Origin of the sequence: Flavobacterium sp. LC2016-12 (genome assembly GCF_015351595.1) — a bacterium.
Taxonomy (GTDB): Bacteria; Bacteroidota; Bacteroidia; order Flavobacteriales; family Flavobacteriaceae; genus Flavobacterium.
This window is the reverse complement of sequence record NZ_JADKPT010000011.1, coordinates 145098-162449: the sequence shown is the minus strand read 5'-3', so window position 1 is coordinate 162449 and position 17352 is coordinate 145098. Positions and strand designations below refer to the sequence as shown.

13 protein-coding genes and 1 pseudogene are annotated in these 17352 nt (G+C 33.5%); 3 read left to right on the top strand and 11 right to left on the bottom strand.

What is annotated here, in order from left to right; all coding sequences use genetic code 11:
- Positions 1-3: 3 nt before the first annotated feature.
- A complete protein-coding gene (locus IRZ99_RS16655) occupies positions 4-1278 on the bottom strand; it encodes a hypothetical protein (protein ID WP_194658337.1) in 1275 nt (424 codons plus the stop codon).
- Between the two features lie 812 nt (positions 1279-2090).
- On the opposite strand from IRZ99_RS16655, the gene IRZ99_RS16650 reads away from it, so the two are divergent.
- Both IRZ99_RS16650 and IRZ99_RS16645 read left to right on the top strand, forming a co-directional pair.
- Positions 2091-2699: a YkgJ family cysteine cluster protein gene (locus IRZ99_RS16650; protein WP_194658336.1), complete on the top strand. Its 609-nt coding sequence runs from the start codon at positions 2091-2093 to the stop codon at positions 2697-2699.
- Positions 2700-2833: 134 nt separating this feature from the next.
- A complete protein-coding gene (locus tag IRZ99_RS16645) occupies positions 2834-3250 on the top strand; it encodes a hypothetical protein (RefSeq protein ID WP_194658335.1) in 417 nt (138 codons plus the stop codon).
- Between the two features lie 139 nt (positions 3251-3389).
- Here the strand turns inward: IRZ99_RS16645 and IRZ99_RS16640 are convergent, their stop codons facing one another.
- Together IRZ99_RS16640 and IRZ99_RS16635 are read right to left on the bottom strand one after the other, a co-directional pair.
- Complete coding sequence (locus tag IRZ99_RS16640; protein ID WP_194658334.1) at positions 3390-3950, bottom strand: hypothetical protein; 561 nt, start codon at positions 3948-3950, stop codon at positions 3390-3392.
- 273 nt (positions 3951-4223) lie between these two features.
- Positions 4224-7010, bottom strand: a complete 2787-nt coding sequence (locus tag IRZ99_RS16635) for a hypothetical protein (RefSeq protein WP_194658333.1) — start codon at positions 7008-7010, stop codon at positions 4224-4226.
- Positions 7011-7319: 309 nt separating this feature from the next.
- Between IRZ99_RS16635 and IRZ99_RS16630 the strand changes: the two genes are divergently transcribed.
- Complete coding sequence (locus IRZ99_RS16630) at positions 7320-8849, top strand: SulP family inorganic anion transporter (protein WP_194658332.1); 1530 nt, start codon at positions 7320-7322, stop codon at positions 8847-8849.
- 200 nt (positions 8850-9049) lie between these two features.
- Here the strand turns inward: IRZ99_RS16630 and IRZ99_RS16625 are convergent, their stop codons facing one another.
- The 8 genes and pseudogenes from IRZ99_RS16625 to IRZ99_RS16590 form a co-directional block, all read right to left on the bottom strand.
- A complete protein-coding gene (locus tag IRZ99_RS16625; RefSeq protein WP_194658331.1) occupies positions 9050-10252 on the bottom strand; it encodes an ectonucleotide pyrophosphatase/phosphodiesterase in 1203 nt (400 codons plus the stop codon).
- Between the two features lie 281 nt (positions 10253-10533).
- Positions 10534-12162: a chaperonin GroEL gene (gene groL / locus IRZ99_RS16620; protein WP_194658330.1), complete on the bottom strand. Its 1629-nt coding sequence runs from the start codon at positions 12160-12162 to the stop codon at positions 10534-10536.
- A 141-nt stretch (positions 12163-12303) separates the two neighbouring features.
- Positions 12304-12661 (bottom strand): annotated as a pseudogene (locus tag IRZ99_RS16615) (four helix bundle protein).
- 86 nt (positions 12662-12747) lie between these two features.
- Positions 12748-13023 carry a co-chaperone GroES gene (gene groES, locus IRZ99_RS16610; protein WP_012023920.1) on the bottom strand — a complete coding sequence of 92 codons (276 nt, stop codon included), beginning with the start codon at positions 13021-13023 and terminating at the stop codon, positions 12748-12750.
- A gap of 142 nt (positions 13024-13165) precedes the next feature.
- Entirely contained in the window at positions 13166-13504 is a 339-nt protein-coding gene (secG, locus tag IRZ99_RS16605) for a preprotein translocase subunit SecG (RefSeq protein WP_194658329.1), read from the bottom strand.
- Between the two features lie 3 nt (positions 13505-13507).
- Positions 13508-15286 carry a tetratricopeptide repeat protein gene (locus IRZ99_RS21310; RefSeq protein WP_194658328.1) on the bottom strand — a complete coding sequence of 593 codons (1779 nt, stop codon included), beginning with the start codon at positions 15284-15286 and terminating at the stop codon, positions 13508-13510.
- A 95-nt stretch (positions 15287-15381) separates the two neighbouring features.
- Complete coding sequence (locus tag IRZ99_RS16595; protein WP_194658327.1) at positions 15382-15900, bottom strand: LptE family protein; 519 nt, start codon at positions 15898-15900, stop codon at positions 15382-15384.
- A gap of 102 nt (positions 15901-16002) precedes the next feature.
- Positions 16003-17259, bottom strand: a complete 1257-nt coding sequence (locus IRZ99_RS16590; protein ID WP_194658326.1) for a sigma-54-dependent Fis family transcriptional regulator — start codon at positions 17257-17259, stop codon at positions 16003-16005.
- Positions 17260-17352: the final 93 nt, after the last annotated feature.

The window sequence follows — 17352 nt, the reverse complement described above, 5'->3', positions numbered from 1 at the left end:
AATTTATATTCCGTTTTGCACAACAGTATATCCTTTGTTAACATTACCGTTATTTGTAATTGTAATAACTGCTCCTGCTTTTGTAATTGTAAAATCGAATTGACTTGATCCTCCTCCATCTTGACAATAAACAACACCCTCAGCCTCTAACTTTAGAGAACTTCCGTCATCATTTAGCACGGTTGCTGTAAAGGGTATATTTCTTCCTTGTCCACCTAAAAAGGATAATGTGTTGTTGTAAGATCGGAAAGAGTTTAATGCCGTTCTTCCGCATTCATTTCCAGTCATAACAAGAAAAGATGTTATTGGGAGATTAACTTGTAGTGTTACCGAATATGACTCTCCGGGCGCTAATGATGTAGTTTTATATGTTTTAGGAAACATGCTTTTTTTAATAATACCATCAGCTCCTACAACCAATTTTACATTTGTAGCAGCCGGAGATGTTGTCAAACCTTCTAAAATTATAGGATTGTCTACAGCCTTGACATGCATTGCATTTGTAGGTGCTGTTGTACCAAGACCAACTCCAGTAAAAGTAAGACGCATTATTTCTTTTTGTGAACCGGAAGGACCTGAATAATTAGACCAATTAAATTGTCCTGAATCAGCTACTCCTTTTTGCCCTGATGCATTTGATATAATCAATCCATAATAGGATATTCTGGCTCCATTTGAACTACCTGCAAGTGCTATCTTTATGTCATCAATATTTGGAAAACTAATTGTAGAAGCGAAAGATGTATTATTATTCGTTTCATCTATTGATAAGGCATTAGAGGAAGTGCCGGAATTCCAAATACTAAATAACCCGTTGTCTTTATTGAGGCTGAAATACTTTGTATTAGAAGTAGTTCTATCTAAAACTTCTAATCCGTTGTTTATAAATGCTGTTTGTATATTTTGAATATGCTTATTTGATATATTCAAATGTTCAGTTGCCGTGTGGTTTCCTAGGTCGTCGCTAGTTAAGCTTTGTTTGAGAGTAGTTGTTAGAATACCATTTGCATCAACAGTTACGATGTTATTGGTTTCAACACCCGTTTGTAATCCTGTTAGGGCTAAAGTAGAAGTTGGTGTGGTGGTTAAAACTGTAGATTTTGTTAATTCGCCACCCAATTGAAGGTTTCCATTATCAGTTGTTAAACCATTGTCTGCAGTACTAAGTGCGTTTGGGTTAACAGTCACTTTTTTTCCATTTACAGTGACTAAAGTTTCTGTTTGTGCTGCTAGTAATCCCGCCTGGAGCAGAAATAGCAAATAAATTATTTTTTTCATTTTTGATTATTTTGTTCTAAACTTAAAGACTTAGTAAACAATCGATGAGACAAACTAGACCTATTGCTCCCATAATTAATTTGTCTTTTAAATCGGTTGCAAAATTACAAGCACACCTAAATGATTTTTGCCTTCAGAAGTTATAATTGTATTATAATAAGATTTATAAGATATGTAATTGAGGTCGATTTCGCTGTGAATGAGATGTATAAGTTTTAAGAATAAAAAAAGCGCAAACGTCTAAGACGTTTACGCTTTTTTAAATAAAACTATTTGGCAATGGTTTAAGTTCAAAATAAAAATAAAAGTGAGATCCATAATCGTTGTCGATTATAATCTCACTTTTTCCCCAAAAAAAAGTATTAAACATTCAAGGTTTTCTACCTACTGAAAAACCATGATAAATATGCTCCACCATATTGACAGCAAGTTTAAGAATTATTAAAGATTGAACACCACGTATTTATACGTGTTTTTGATAACATGTAGTAAATTTAACATTGGGAGTATTTTATCGCGCTTTCGCTTTTAGTTTGTCTTCCTGAGGAACGAAGGACCACACAAGAAGCTCGACAAAGAACTTCGACAAAGAATATCACATAAATCCTTCACAACATTGCGTAATCACTTTGCGGAGTTACTAGTGTGGTCCTTCTTTCCTCAGGATGACAATATTGCGTGTTGGTTGTCGTGTATATCCGCGATCGGAGCAAAGCTACAAAACCTGAAACCTGAAACCTGAAACTTCTTTCCCAATAAATCCCCAATTGTAGCTGGAGGCATTTCTATTAACCTACCTTACGAAAAAACAAATGTCAATAGAAGAGAAGGTTAGGCAGGTTGAAGCATTGTTTGATCGTCTTGAAATTGAAATTACGGCTTTCCAGTCTGAAACAAATTTGCATTGCAAAGCCGGTTGTGGCAAATGCTGTTCTACGCCTCATATAGAAGCCTCTCCTTTAGAATTTTTACCTTGGGCTTTTCATTTATTTTTGAATGGTAAAGCTGATGAAACTCTAAAAGAATTAAACAGTATTTCGACTAAAAATTGCTTTTTATACCGCTCGCTTTCGGTTTTGGAATATCATAAAGGAAGCTGTAGCAATTACCGTTACCGCGGTTTAATTTGCCGTCTTTTTGGTTATGGTGCTACGACTGATAAATTTGGAAAACTACGATTAGCCACCTGCAAAATCATAAAAGAAGAACAACAGGAAAACTTTATTAAAGCCGAAGTAGCAATCAACAACGGAACAAACATTCCCATTTTTAGTGATTATTATATGAGGTTGGCTCAAATTGATCTTAGAATGGGAGTGAACCTGCTTCCCATAAATGAAGCTTTAAAAATAGCCATTGAAGAAGTTTTGCATTATTATGCTTATAGGCCTTTTCCGGGTGGGTTGGAGAATATTGCTTAGAATAGATGTTGAATTAAAAGACATTGCTCAGATGGAGATTACACAACGTTCTGTCCCAAATCTTGCAAAGAGTTGTTTTTTTATTATTGTAAATTTGAGAGTAATTGAAAATATTGCAACCAATTTATCATGATATGGAAAATATAGCAACTACTAAAACTCAAAATTTCTTCAGAATACTTTTAGGACTCTTTATGATAACTGCCGCCATGGGGCATTTTACTTTTCAGCGAATCGATTTTCAGGCTCAGGTTCCGAATTGGGTTCCGATGGATAAAGATCTCGTGGTAATACTTTCCGGAATTGTCGAAATGGCAATAGGTTTGGCTCTTATTTCTCTAACCCGTTATAAAATACAAATAGGTCTTGGTCTTGCCGTATTTTATGTACTGGTTTTCCCTGGTAATATTGCTCAATATTTAAATGGAACTGACGCTTTGGGAATGAATACTGATCAGGCCCGATTAATTCGATTGTTCTTTCAGCCGATTTTGATTTTATGGGCTTTGTGGTCTACTGGGGCACTAGGGGTTTTGCGTAGAAGAAGTTAGATTTTTATACAAGTATTATCTCGACGATAGAATAAAATCTAATACAATTTCGACAATTATTGTAAGCCAGTTTTTCTTTTTATTTGGGGTTTGGTCGTCTTTCATACTTGTATAATCTTGCAATGTTTATGGAATAAAACTACTCAATTTCAGAAATGCCATATTTAATATTAACGTTTTCAAATATTGATTTAAGCATATCATATTTTGTACTACAATATTCGCCGATGCTTAATCTTTTGTCGCTAGATCTGAAATGTTTACAACTAAAACAAATTTCTAAATACCCAATTATTCTATTGTCAGCGTCCAGAAATAAAACAGCATTTCGGGGCATATAACACTTTATATCCTCCGCTGCATATGGCATTTTTTTATAAGTGAAATTGAAGATAATATCAGTGAGTTTGTTTATTTGTTCCGATGTTAAAGTCGCAGTTTCATTATATAATTCAGGATTAAAAACGTCTTTTCCTAATTTGATTGAATGAGTATGTTTTATCAGTCCTTGACCAGAAACTTCTTCCAGGTTGTCTTTAAAAGAAATAATCTTGATTTGTGAACTTTTGGAGAAAGGAAATTGATTTAATCTTTGTTGTTCTGAAAGATTCTTTGTTCTAACACATTTAGCATTCTTTTCATAAGATTGAGAAAAGGAATTTTGAGCTAGTAGAAGTATTAGGAATAGAAATTTTCTCATTTTTGAAATCGATGGGTTGTAAAACGAAAATACGATTTAAAATTCATTATTTACATCTCTAATGCTAGCGCGAGCGTCCCGCTCGTGAACGCGAAGTTCTGGGTTTTACATAGAATAATGATTAATCACTTTACTGGAACGAAGTCGGATACATTCGCGCAGCGTTGCCTGAACTCTGTGCGGAGCTGAGATATTAAAAACTTGCGCGAAGTCAGATTTTGCGCAAGTTTTTTATGGTATTTTTAAAATTTAAATATGTGTTTTACATTATGTCTATTTATTTTTGGTGCCAAGTTTTTCTAAATATTCACCTAAAGGTATATCAAGACCTATACCCCAAAAAGCATTATCTCCAAAATTAGCATCTTTCACAAAAGGGAATCCAATAATCAAATTTACATCTAAGGCATTGTAAAAACGCATTCCTAAGCCAGCACCTACATGCGGGAAGTCAAAGTTTTCGTTAGTAGTTGTATTTGCTAATGTATATAATAGCCCGGCACCGTAAACAATTCCATAAAATTCATTAATAAATGGAGCTTTTTTATTAAGATATACATCATCTTTGATCACATTTTCATATCCTTCAAAGCGTTTAAAGCTCGCTATTCGCCATTTTACACCAATTTTTTCCGAAGCGAAACTAATGTTGTTAATTGACTCTTCTTCAGAAATTTTAAAATTTTTAAAAAAGAAATTCTGATTTAGTCCTAAACTAAGATATAGTGAAAAGGACGATTTGTTGTTTCGATCATAATATTGTTGAAGGTCGGTTAGAAAAGATACTACGTCAATTTCTACGTATTCTTCAGAAGGGTTAATTAATGTGTATTTTTTCATTGCATTTATAAAAAGTGTATAACCATCCTTAAATTCTCCATCTGCGAGATTATCTTGCACAGTTTTGCTTCCATCTCGTAACATATTGACAATACTCTGATAGGTTTCTGCCTTGTCAAGATTATTTAAGTTGGAAATAAATTCAAATAAGTTCATTAATTCTTCATTGTAATTTACGACTCCTTCTATATTTTTTAATGCTCTAATTTTCAATAATGGTATAATTATTTTAGTCTGTTTAATTATAGAATCATAAATTGCATCATTAACTTTATCTCGTATTTTTAGTTCGATCATTCTCTCCGTTATATGATCATCTAGATATGCAATATCACTTATACGTATATCATGATTACTAATGAGTGATTTTACTTTAGAATGTATATCTGGAAATATTTTAGATGCTTTGGAAATAGTTATGGAGTCTACATTAGTAATATCAAATGGAATTGACTCTAGTTTAGTCAAAACAGAGGAAAGGTATTCGTTATAAAACTCATCTAAATTTGCAATAGATTCGAAAACTTCATTAATGTTATTTTGAATTATTGTTTCATTTCTTTTGGTATCACTTATCTTTCTCTTAATTTTTTTATCTAATTTAATAATCAGGGTGTCAATGATATTAACTTTTTCATTCAGTTTTTTTGAGTTGATTTCCAAAAACTCATTTTCTATAAATTTATCAATTTCTATATTTTTATCTCCAACTCTGTTTTGAGGAAGTGAGTTAATCATGTTATCTAAATCTAATATATTATTTAGTATTTCTGTATTTGTTGAGCTTTTGTTATTTTTATTTTGTTTGAAAAGTTTACTATTTATTTTTTCTATTGAATCATTAATACCTTTTGAAATAATTGAGTCATTAGGGGATACTTGATTTGAAGTGGTTTTTAACTTTAATTGCCCTATATTAACATTATTTTGAAGTGACTTAATTAATGACAGTATACTATCAACTTGCATCTTAAAGTCTTGCGAGGTAGCTAGATTAATAGCTTCTATTTTGCTTTTAGTATTAAATGAATTTTTATAAAATGTAATAATTTTTTTGCTACAATTATTACAGTCTAGAGGATTTAAAAGAAGTTGTTCTTTTTGGATATTTTTAATTTTATCAATTGTTAGATATTTTAAGTCATTTTCAAACTTTGTAATTTCATCAAGTTTTTTTTCTATTTCAGGTCCATGTTTTTGTGTTTTTATGCTTTTAATGAGAGGGGTTACTAGATTTGCAGCTTCTTTACGTAAATTTTTTATAATGTTTGGTACGCTATCATTTTTGTTTTTTTTAAGAAATTCATTTATAATTTCATAATTTTTCACATATGGTGTTATTTTTTCGCAAACATAGCGCTTCAAGGTATCAAGACTTTTTTTAAATTCCTTACCTTCATTTTTTGATTCTAAGTTTAAATAAAAATCACTTATACTATAGTCTATTTTATTTTTAAAAAAACCTTTCTTTTGTAATTCTGGTATGTTTGATAATGATGCGCTTACAACATCTAAAACTATTCCAAATGGAATTTTTAATGTGTCATCTTTAGTATTGGCTTTGTTGATTATATCTTTTCTTAATTTTAGCCTAGCTAGTTTTTTTCTGAATGTTTCGAGTTCTTTTTTGTTCGAAACTAAAAGTTTAAAGTCGTTGGGACTAATATTTTTTACTTTTTCGAGTGTAGTTAATTTACTTGAAACGATACTGTCATATTTGCTTATTGAGTCAGTTAGTTCTGTTCTTCTATCTTTTTTTTGGAAATATTTTTCTTTTTCTTTAATTATTATGTCTTGATAATAAGGAGAATGAATTTTGTATGCTTTGTAATATTCATCAACTTTAATGAGTTGTTTTTCTTTAGCTTTGATAATTGCATATGTCGTTCCTAATGATAAAGCATAATTAGTCGTAAGTTCCAAAATTTCCTTTTCGATTACTTGCGGATTCTTTTCATTTAAAAGGACATTTAAACAATTTTGAACATAATATTTTGTTGTAAAATTAGCTTCAGGAAATAATTTAAACATAAACCTTTTGAGTGCTTCTTGTTTAAGTTCTTTTTGCTTACTCATAATGATTTCAGTCAAGACCTCTACGTCAATTGTTCCTTTATTCATTGTCAATTTTTCGAGGCCAACAGCTAATGTTGGACTAACTTGTGCAAACAGAAATGAACTGAAAAATAGAAATAATAGTGAGAGTAATAATTTTTTCATAATTGGTAAGTTTTGGTTGATAAATTTTTGTTTAAACAATATTAACGTTTGTTTAAAGATTGTAAGTAGGTGTTTATACGGGTTTTTATTACGAAAAGAAGATATATTTAAGTTTAGTTGTTTAATTTTTAGTTACATATGAATTGAAGTGGGTTGTTTAGTTAAATAAAAATATCGGGAAATCGGATCAACGGATTGGTTTGTTTAGAGCTTGCAAAGTTGTTTGTTTAGTTATGTATTAACGACAATTATCTAATTAACCGCATTTTCTCAATTCTCTAATTTTCTAATTCCCTAAATTTGCGACTTATGAAAAAAGCTTTCCAACTCTTCGACTTTACCCAAAAAGTCAATTACAAAAACGAAATTTTAGCCGGTTTAACTGTTGCGATGACGATGATTCCAGAATCGCTGTCGTTTGCTATTTTGGCCGGGTTTCCGCCATTAGTGGGTTTATATGCCGCTTTTATTGCGGGTTTAGTAACGGCTATTTTTGGAGGAAGACCCGGAATGATTTCAGGTGGGGCAGGAGCGACTGTCATTGTTTTAATCGCTTTGATGAAATCGCATGGAATAGAATATGTTTTTGCCGCCGTCGCGTTGGGTGGTGTTGTGCAAATTTGTATTGGGCTTTTTAAACTTGGGAAATTTATTCGGTTAGTGCCACAGCCTGTAATGTTTGGTTTTGTCAACGGTTTGGCGGTGGTGATTTTCATGTCGCAATTAGAACAGTTTAAAACCATGTACGATGGAAAAGTTGCCTGGTTGCAGGGAACACCTTTGTATATTATGCTGGGTTTGGTGGCCTTGACGATTGGTATTGTTTTGCTTTTTCCAAAAATAACCAAAACAGTTCCGGCTTCTTTGGTGGCGATTATGGTCGTTTTTGCTATTGTATTAATCTTTAATATTGATACCAAAACAGTTCAGGATATCGCTTCTGTTCAAGGCGGTTTTCCACCATTTCATATTCCGGATATTCCTTTATCTTTTGAGACTTTCAAAGTGATTTTTCCTTATTCTGTAATTGTGGCTGCAGTTGGTTTGACTGAAGGTTTGCTTACGCTGAATTTAGTAGACGAAATCACCGGAACTCGTGGAAACAGCAACAGAGAATGTATTGCACAAGGAAGTTCGAATATCTTAAACGGTTTCTTCTTCGGAATGGGAGGCTGTCCCATGATCGCACAGACTTTGGTGAATCTTGGCGCGGGTTCAAGAGCCAGACTTTCGGGAATAATTGCTGCGTTGACTATTTTATTGATTATACTTTTTGGAGCACCCGTAATCGGAAAATTACCAATGGCGGCGTTGGTTGGTGTTATGATGATGGTGGCGATTACAACCTTTGAATGGGCGAGTTTCAAAGTCATCAACAAAATGCCAAAACACGATATTTTTGTTGGAATCCTTGTTGCCGTTGTAACTATTTTGCTTCACAATCTGGCTTTGGCGGTATTAATTGGGGTAATAATTTCAGCTTTGGTTTTTGCCTGGGAAAGCGCTAAAAGAATTCGTGCCAGAAATTTTATTGACGAAAACGGAATCAAACATTATGAAATTTACGGTCCATTGTTTTTTGGTTCGATAGCCGCCTTTATGGAAAAGTTTGACATACAAAACGATCCGAATCATATTATTATAGACTTCAAAGAAAGCCGCATAGCTGATATGTCGGCCATAGAAGCACTGAACAACATAACTAAGAAATATAGTCAGCTCAATAAGGTTGTCGAACTAAAGCATCTTAGCGAAGACTGCAGAACATTACTTAAAAATGCCGAAGCGGTTATTGAAGTTAATGTGATTGAAGATCCTACTTACAAAGTGGTCTCTTAAATTAGATAATCTGCCAATTAGATAATTAGATAATGTTATTCGGAATCTATAAAATTATCTAATTGGCAGATTATCTAATTTAATTTGTATTTGATTTGCGCATACGCACTGTTGTGCGCCTCTACGGATATGCTTTGGCTTCATATATTTTTGATTAATGGTTGCAAATAAATTATCTAATTATCTAATTGGCACATTATCTAATTTACAAGCATGTTCTTAACCTCACTAAACTTACCGTCGACTTCTTCGATTTTTAATCCCAGAATATGTGCTATTAAGGGATAAACCGAAACGTTTTGAAAGGTTTTAACTTCTTTATTTACTTTGAAGGCTGGGCCTTTTGCGTAGAAAATAGCGTGCATGTCTTTTTCTTTATTGTCGTAACCGTGTGTTCCGCCTTTTATATGTGTACTTTCTTTGCTTACTAAACTATAGCCTTTTTTGGCTTCAATAACAAAATCATGCACACGAGGATTGGTTCCATAATGCAATCTTTTTGGTACTTCGCTAGATCGCCAGAATTTGATATGGGGTACTTTTTTTAATGCCTTTGCAATAGAATCCTGAAAGCCGGGTTTTGCCTGTAAACTCATAATTGGGTTAATTACAGCTTTATAACCCAACCATTCCGGTTTTAAATAATCTAAAACAGCTACTTTTTTATCATTGCTGATGTCGGCCATTCCGTGATCGGAGACAATGATTAAATTGATTTGTTTTCCGATAGCCAATTGATCTAGTTTGGATGATAATTGTCCCATAACCGAATCCATTTTGTAGATCATTTTTTCGTTTTCAGGAGAAAGCGGACCAAAGTTATGACCCGTATGATCGGGTTCGTCAAAATACAAAGTAATCAAATGTGGGCGTTGTTTCTCCGGAAGTTCTAACCATTTTATAACCGTATCAATCCTGTTTCCGTACGGGATTTTATCATCATAATTTTTATAAATACCAGGCCTTTTTTGATCTGTGTCGGATCCAGGCCAGAAGAACGAAGCGGTTTTTACACCTTGTTGTTCCGCTACATTCCAAATCGGATTTCCACCATAAAATCTTGAGTCATTTTTGGCTTTTGTAGACAATGAAAAAGATTCATTTAATGCACTATCGTAAAAAACATTATTGATGATTCCATGATGATCCGGATAAAGTCCGGTCACGATTGCGTAATGATTAGGGAAAGTTTTGCTAGGATAAGAAGGTTTTATTGATTTGGCATGAACGCCTTCTTTGGCAATTCTGTTGAGGTTTTGAAGTTTGAAATGTTTCGCATAATCCCAACGAAATCCATCCATAGAAACTAAAACGACATAAGTGTCTTTACTGGATTGTGAATAAGAAAAAATGGAAAGAAGTAAGAAAGTAAAAGATAAAAGTTGAGTGGTGAATTTTCTCATTTTGTAATTTTAATAGAACCGCAAAGGTAGAGATAAGAGATTTTTTAAAGAAAAAGAGAATGTTAAATAAAAAAATAGCCACGAATTCACGAATTTTTTGCAAATGCTTTGTTTGAAAAAAATTAGTAGCCACAGATTTCACAGATTAAAAGGATTATAATCTGTGTAATCTGTAGCACAAAAAATTAAGCACAAAGATTTGAATACTTAATTCGTGAATTCGTGGCTAAAAAAAAACGCCAGATAAGAATCTGGCGTTTTAAGTTTTAAGAAAAGAACGATTACATCATTCCTGGCATACCGCCACCCATTGGCATTCCGCCAGCGCTTTCTTCTTTAATATCAATTAATGCACATTCTGTAGTAAGGATCATTCCGGCAACAGAAGCAGCATTTTCTAATGCAACACGAGTTACTTTTTTAGGATCGATAATTCCAGCTTTTAGCATGTCTACGTATTCGTCAGTTTTAGCGTTGTATCCAAAATCACCAGAACCTTCACCTACTTTTGCTACTACTACAGAACCTTCAAGACCTGCATTTTCAACAATAGTTCTTAATGGAGATTCAACAGCGCGCGATACAATCTGGATTCCAGTTGCTTCGTCAGCATTGTCAGCTGTAATTCCCGCTAAAGCAGCTTTTGCTCTTAATAAAGCAACACCACCACCAGCAACAATTCCTTCTTCAACAGCAGCACGAGTTGCGTGTAATGCATCATCAACTCTGTCTTTTTTCTCTTTCATCTCCACTTCAGATGCAGCACCAACATAAAGAACAGCAACACCACCAGCTAATTTTGCCAAACGCTCTTGCAATTTTTCTTTATCATAATCAGATGTAGTAGTTTCCATCTGACCTTTAATTTGGTTTACTCTGTTTTTGATGATATCAGCTTCACCAGCACCACTTACAATTGTAGTGTTGTCTTTGTCGATAGAAACTCTTTTTGCAGTTCCTAACATGTCGATAGTTGTATTTTCAAGAGTATATCCTCTTTCTTCAGAGATTACAGTTCCGCCAGTTAAGATTGCGATATCTTCTAACATTGCTTTTCTTCTGTCTCCAAAACCTGGAGCTTTTACAGCAGCAATTTTAAGAGCACCTCTTAATTTGTTTACTACTAGAGTAGAAAGAGCTTCTCCGTCAACATCCTCAGCAATAATCAATAATGGTTTTCCTGATTGAGCAACTGGCTCTAAAACTGGAAGTAATTCTTTTAAAGAAGAAACTTTTTTGTCATATAATAAGATGTATGGCGAGTCTAGTTCAACTTCCATTTTCTCTGGGTTTGTTACGAAGTAAGGAGAAAGATATCCTCTGTCAAACTGCATACCTTCAACAACATCCACGAAAGTGTCCGTTCCTTTAGCTTCTTCAACAGTAATAACACCTTCTTTTCCAACTTTAGCAAAAGCTGTAGCGATTAGTTCACCAATCACTTCGTCATTGTTTGCAGAGATAGAAGCAATTTGTTTGATTTTATCAGAATCGCTTCCAACCACTTTAGCTTGTTTAGCTAAGTCAGCAACGATAGCTTCAACCGCTTTATCGATACCACGTTTCAAATCCATTGGATTTGCACCTGCAGCAACGTTTTTCAAACCTTCTTTAACGATTGCCTGAGCTAAAACTGTAGCAGTTGTAGTTCCGTCACCCGCTAAGTCATTGGTTTTAGAAGCTACTTCTTTAACCATTTGCGCGCCCATATTTTCTAATGGGTCTTTTAATTCGATTTCTTTTGCAACAGAAACACCATCTTTAGTAACGGTTGGTCCACCAAATGATTTTCCGATAATTACGTTACGACCTTTTGGTCCAAGAGTTACTTTTACAGCATTTGCTAATGCATCAACACCACGTTTTAATCCGTCACGTGCTTCAATATCAAATTTTATATCTTTTGCCATTTTTATTTTTTGCTTTAGGCAGTAGGCTTTAGGCTTTAAGCTTTTTTTCTACTGCTGGGTTAATTTTTTTTTTTACTGCTTTAAGCTTTAGGTAGTACGCTTTACGCTTTGTTTAGAAGCTTATTACTTACAGCTTACAGCCTATTGCTGAACTAATACTTGTTTTAATTTGTAAATTTTGCTTTTTATGCTATTGATTTTTTCTATTTGATTTTCTGCAATTTCACTATTTAAATATTGCAAATCTTTAGCTAAAATCAAAAGATATTCTGTTTCATTGGCAGAACCTAAAGCTATATTGAGAAATTGATTGAATTCTTTGTCGCTATTTCTTCCGCATCCCTCGCTAATATTGGTTGGGATTGATGAAGAGGGCCCTTCTAATCTGACTTGTTAATCCGTATAATTCTTCTTTTGGAAATATAGAAGTCATTTTATAGATTTCTAAAGTAAAAGAATGACTAAGCTGCCAAATATCGTATTTCTTAAAATCTCTCATTTTTTGTTGGCTTTAGGCTTTACGCAATACGCTTTAAGCTTTTTTGTAGAAGCTTATAGCCTATAGCTTACAGCTTATAGCAATATTTAGATAATTGCTAAGATATCATCTTCGCGCATAATCAAATAATCAGTTCCTTCTAATTTTAATTCTGTTCCGGCATATTTACCATAAAGTACAGTATCACCAACTTTTACGGTCATTGTATGATCTTTAGAACCGTTTCCTACTGCCACAACAGTTCCTTTTTGTGGTTTTTCTTTGGCAGTATCTGGAATAAAAATACCTGATGCAGTTTTTGTTTCAGCAGCAACAGGCTCAATAAGTACGCGATCTGAAAGCGGTTTAATGTTTAAGGCCATGATTTTATAATGTTATAAGTTATACTTTTTTTAATGTTCAATAAACTTTCAGAAATTATGCCATGCTCCTAAAACTGACATTATTTCTTAAAAAAAATGCCAGCTTTGACAGGCTGGCATTTTATATTTTATTTTAAAACTATTATTTCGCTGCTGGCGTTGCCGGAGCAGGAGCTTGTTGAACTGGTGCAGCTGGTGTAGTTGCAGGAGCTTCAGTTTTTTCAATAAGTTTAGAATCAGTATCACTTAATGATCCTGTGAAGCTTAAGCTTGAAAGCAAAATTAAAGCAATCAAAATAGTCGCTAGTGTCCAGGTACTTTTATCTAAAAAGTCAGTTGTTTTTTGTACTCCACCTAACATTTGAGTTCCGCTGATAGTAGACGATAATCCGCCTCCTTTAGGGTTTTGAACCATGATTACTACGATCAATAGAAAACAAACTATTGTGATTAAAACTAAAAAAATTGAAAATGTGCTCATTGCTTAATTATTATTGTTATTTTGTTGTAAAATCTTAATATCCGAAATACGGTCTGCAAAGAAACTAATTTTTTCTGGATATTTCAAAATTAATATTTCATATGCTTGTATGGCTTTTGTATATTTTTTTTGTTCCAAATATACTCTGGCCAAAGTTTCGGTCATTAGGTAAGAATTCTCTTCTTTATCATTATCTAATGATACCGCTGGAACTATTGCAGTCTGTCTTATTGGAGAAATTTTTGGGTTTGTCTCAATAAATTTATCAATTATTTCTGCTTTTTTCTTTTTCTCTTCATCAATTGTTTCGGGTTTGGCTACATTTTCAACTGTATTTTCTACCTTTTCAATTGATTCTGATTCTTCAGGAGTATCTTTTGTGCGATCAATAGGTTCTGTTTTGGCTAATTGAAGCCATTCCTGAAAAGAGTGTTTCTCACTAACAGAGAAATCCAAAGGTTTTCCGATTTCCAGATTTTCTTCGGCCGTTTTTACTGTTTCTGAAACTTCTATTTCTTTTGACTCTTCAATCGCTTCTGGTTCTTCCACTACAGGCGCTTCTTCAAAAACAACTGCTGTGGCTTCTTGTAGTGCATTGTATGTTGATTCTTCAATTGGCTCCACTCTTACGCTTGGAATTTCTTCCTCCACAATTTCATCAAAGAAAGTTGGAGTTGGTTCCTTTATAATAGGTGTCGATTCCACAATTGGAGTTGTTTCAATAATAGGAGTATCTTCAATAATAGGAGTATCTTCAATAGTTGGAGTTGCTTCCTCAAATGAATCTAAAGTCGGCTCTTCGATAACGAGTTCAATCGGGTTTTCTTCAACTTTTATAGGTTCTTCAAAAGTAGTAGTTGTTACTTCCTCAAAAGAATCTAAAGTTGGTTGTTCGATAATCGCATCCATTATTTTTGCTTCAACTATTAAAGGTTCCTCAAAAGTAACGGCTGTTACTTCTTTAAAAGTATCTAAAATAGCTTGCTCCGTAACGGTCTCAATTATTTTTTCTTCAACTATTATAGGTTCTTCATAAGTAACGGTTGTTACTTCCTGAAAAGAATCTAAAGTTGGTATAATGCTATCAAATAATCTTTCTTCAATTTTTACAGACTCTTCAGTAGTACTTTTGGATGCTTCTGCAAAAGTATCTGTCGTTGGTTCTTCAATAATAGAATCTATTGGTTCCTGAACTATTACAGGCTCTTCAAGAGTAATGCTTGCTGCTTCTGTAAAAGAATCTAATGTCGGTTCTTCGATAATTATAGCAACTGGTTTTTCATCATTTTCCTCAGATTCTTCAATATTGATATTTGTTGCTTCTGTAAAAGAATCTAAAGTAGGTTTTTCTATAATTTTTACAGTCTCCTCATAAGTAACACCTGTTGCCTCCTTAATAGAATCTAAAATTGATTTTTCAATTGGATCAATACGAACTTCTGCCAATTTCTTTTTTTCTTCTGCTAAGACAATCTCGCTGTCAAAAACAGTAATATTTAAAAGGTCCTGAAGTTTTTTATCATAATATTCACCCTGAATAGAAGTGAAAGTTTCTGAAGTAATAAAATCAAATAAAACAGTGCGATCTGTTGTATGAGCCGCTGTAACTTTTAAAGCATAATTATACTTAAAACTATTTTGATTGTAAAGTCCTTTTAATCGCAATGCGCGCGCACTTTGAAAATACGGAAATTCATTCAAAACATTGCTTAATGCTTCCGACTGCTTTTCTGTAATAGCATCGGGTTTGTTCATTAAGTATGTATAATCAGTTACATTCATTATTTATTGTTTAATCGTTTATTTGTTTAACGGTTTAATCGGAAATTTGTTTAATCGATTTAACGACTAAATGATTTACCAATTAAACAAAAAAATTACCATTTTGCCAATGACTCATTGAAAATATCCTGGGTGATTCTTTCAAAAATAGTTGTAATCGCTGCATTTAGCACAGATCCGGTTGGTAGTGATGCTCCGGGAAAGTCATAGTAAAATTCAAATGTTTTCTCGAAATCATCAGTTTCCTTCTTTTTATTGGAAAATCTAACATTTACACGAATCGTCAAACGGTTTTGTGCTGCGCCGGCATCACCATTTGATGTCACCGCTGTAGCTGTCATTGGTGTAATTCTGTAATCTACAATTTCACCTTCGTAAGTTAAATCACCACTGTTGCTTACCAGATTTAAGTTGGTTTGATTCATAATCAAATCCTGCAAGGCCAGTGTAAATTGTCTGTCGATTCCAGGCTCAATCAAATCAGCGTTGTTCTGAAAAAAGTTAACCTGAAACGTTTTGGCATCGATTGTTCCTGTTCCGGTAAAGTTGTAAACATTGCAGCCACTAAAAGTTGTAGCGATTACCAGAATTAAAATATATTTTAAATTTTTCATTTTGTGTTTTAAGAATTGCTTCGCCAGATTACTGACGCTCGGTCAAAGATATTCATTTTCGTTTAAAAACATTTTGTGTTTTGGTGCCTTTGTGACAAAAAACTACAAATCGAATTGTTTAATTTTTCTATATAAAGTTCTCTCCGAAATGCCCAATTCATCAGCCGCCGCTTTTCGTTTTCCTTTATTTTTTTCTAATGATTTTTTAATCATTTCGATTTCTTTTTGTTCTAAACGTAAAATCTCTTCTTCCTCAATGGTTTCGGCGTCTAAATAATTATTGTCATCTTGTATACGATAATTATCTTCGCGTGTTGCAGGTGTCATAACAGCCGTCCTTGGTTCTTCTTCAAAATCAATTTCACTGTCATTTTCCTGAGAACCGTATATTTTCTGAATCAAATTCGGATTGATATCCTGTACTTTTGAGTTGCCATTTTTCATTAATTCTAATGTCAGCTTTTTCAAATCATTCAAGTCACTTTTCATATCAAAAAGAACTTTATATAAAATGTCTCTTTCTGTACTAAAATCATCTTTTTTCTTATCACTAATTACAGAAGGTAAATTGCTTCCTTCTGTAGGTAAATAAGATTGTAAAGTGGCTAATGTAATATCACGATTCGTTTCTAAAACAGAAATTTGTTCAGCTACATTTCGCAATTGACGAATATTTCCGTTCCATCTGAATTTCTGTAAAAGCTGCACCGCATCATCATCGAGTTTCAACGGAGGCATTTTGTATTTGTGTGCAAAATCGGCCACAAATTTTCGGAACAACAAGTGAATATCTTCGTTTCTTTCTCTCAACGGAGGCAAAGTAATTTCGACTGTTGTCAAACGATAGTATAAATCCTCACGGAATTTTCCTTTTTCGATGGCATTAAATAAATTGACATTGGTTGCTGCAACAATTCTAACATTTGTTTTCTGAACCTGAGACGAACCTACTTTTATGAATTCTCCGTTTTCCAGAACACGAAGTAAACGAACTTGAGTTGTTAATGGTAATTCACCAACTTCGTCAAGAAAAATCGTTCCGCCGTCAGCCACTTCAAAATAACCTTCACGTGTACTTGTAGCCCCGGTAAAGGCACCTTTTTCGTGACCAAAAAGTTCACTGTCAATTGTTCCCTCTGGAATAGCTCCACAGTTTACAGCAATATATTTACCATGCTTTCTGTGCGAAAGCGAATGGATTATTCTCGGAATATTTTCTTTACCAACACCACTTTCCCCAGTTACCATTACCGAAATATCAGTAGGAGCAACCTGAATGGCTTTTTCAATGGCGCGATTTAATTTCGGGTCATTCCCAATAATCTCAAATCGTTGTTTTATTGCTTGAACTGTTTCCATGTGTTTTTTGTTTCAAGTTTTTTTTGTTTCAGGTTTCAAGTTTCTCATTGAAACTGAAATTTAACTTTTAACCCCGTGCTTATATATTTTTGT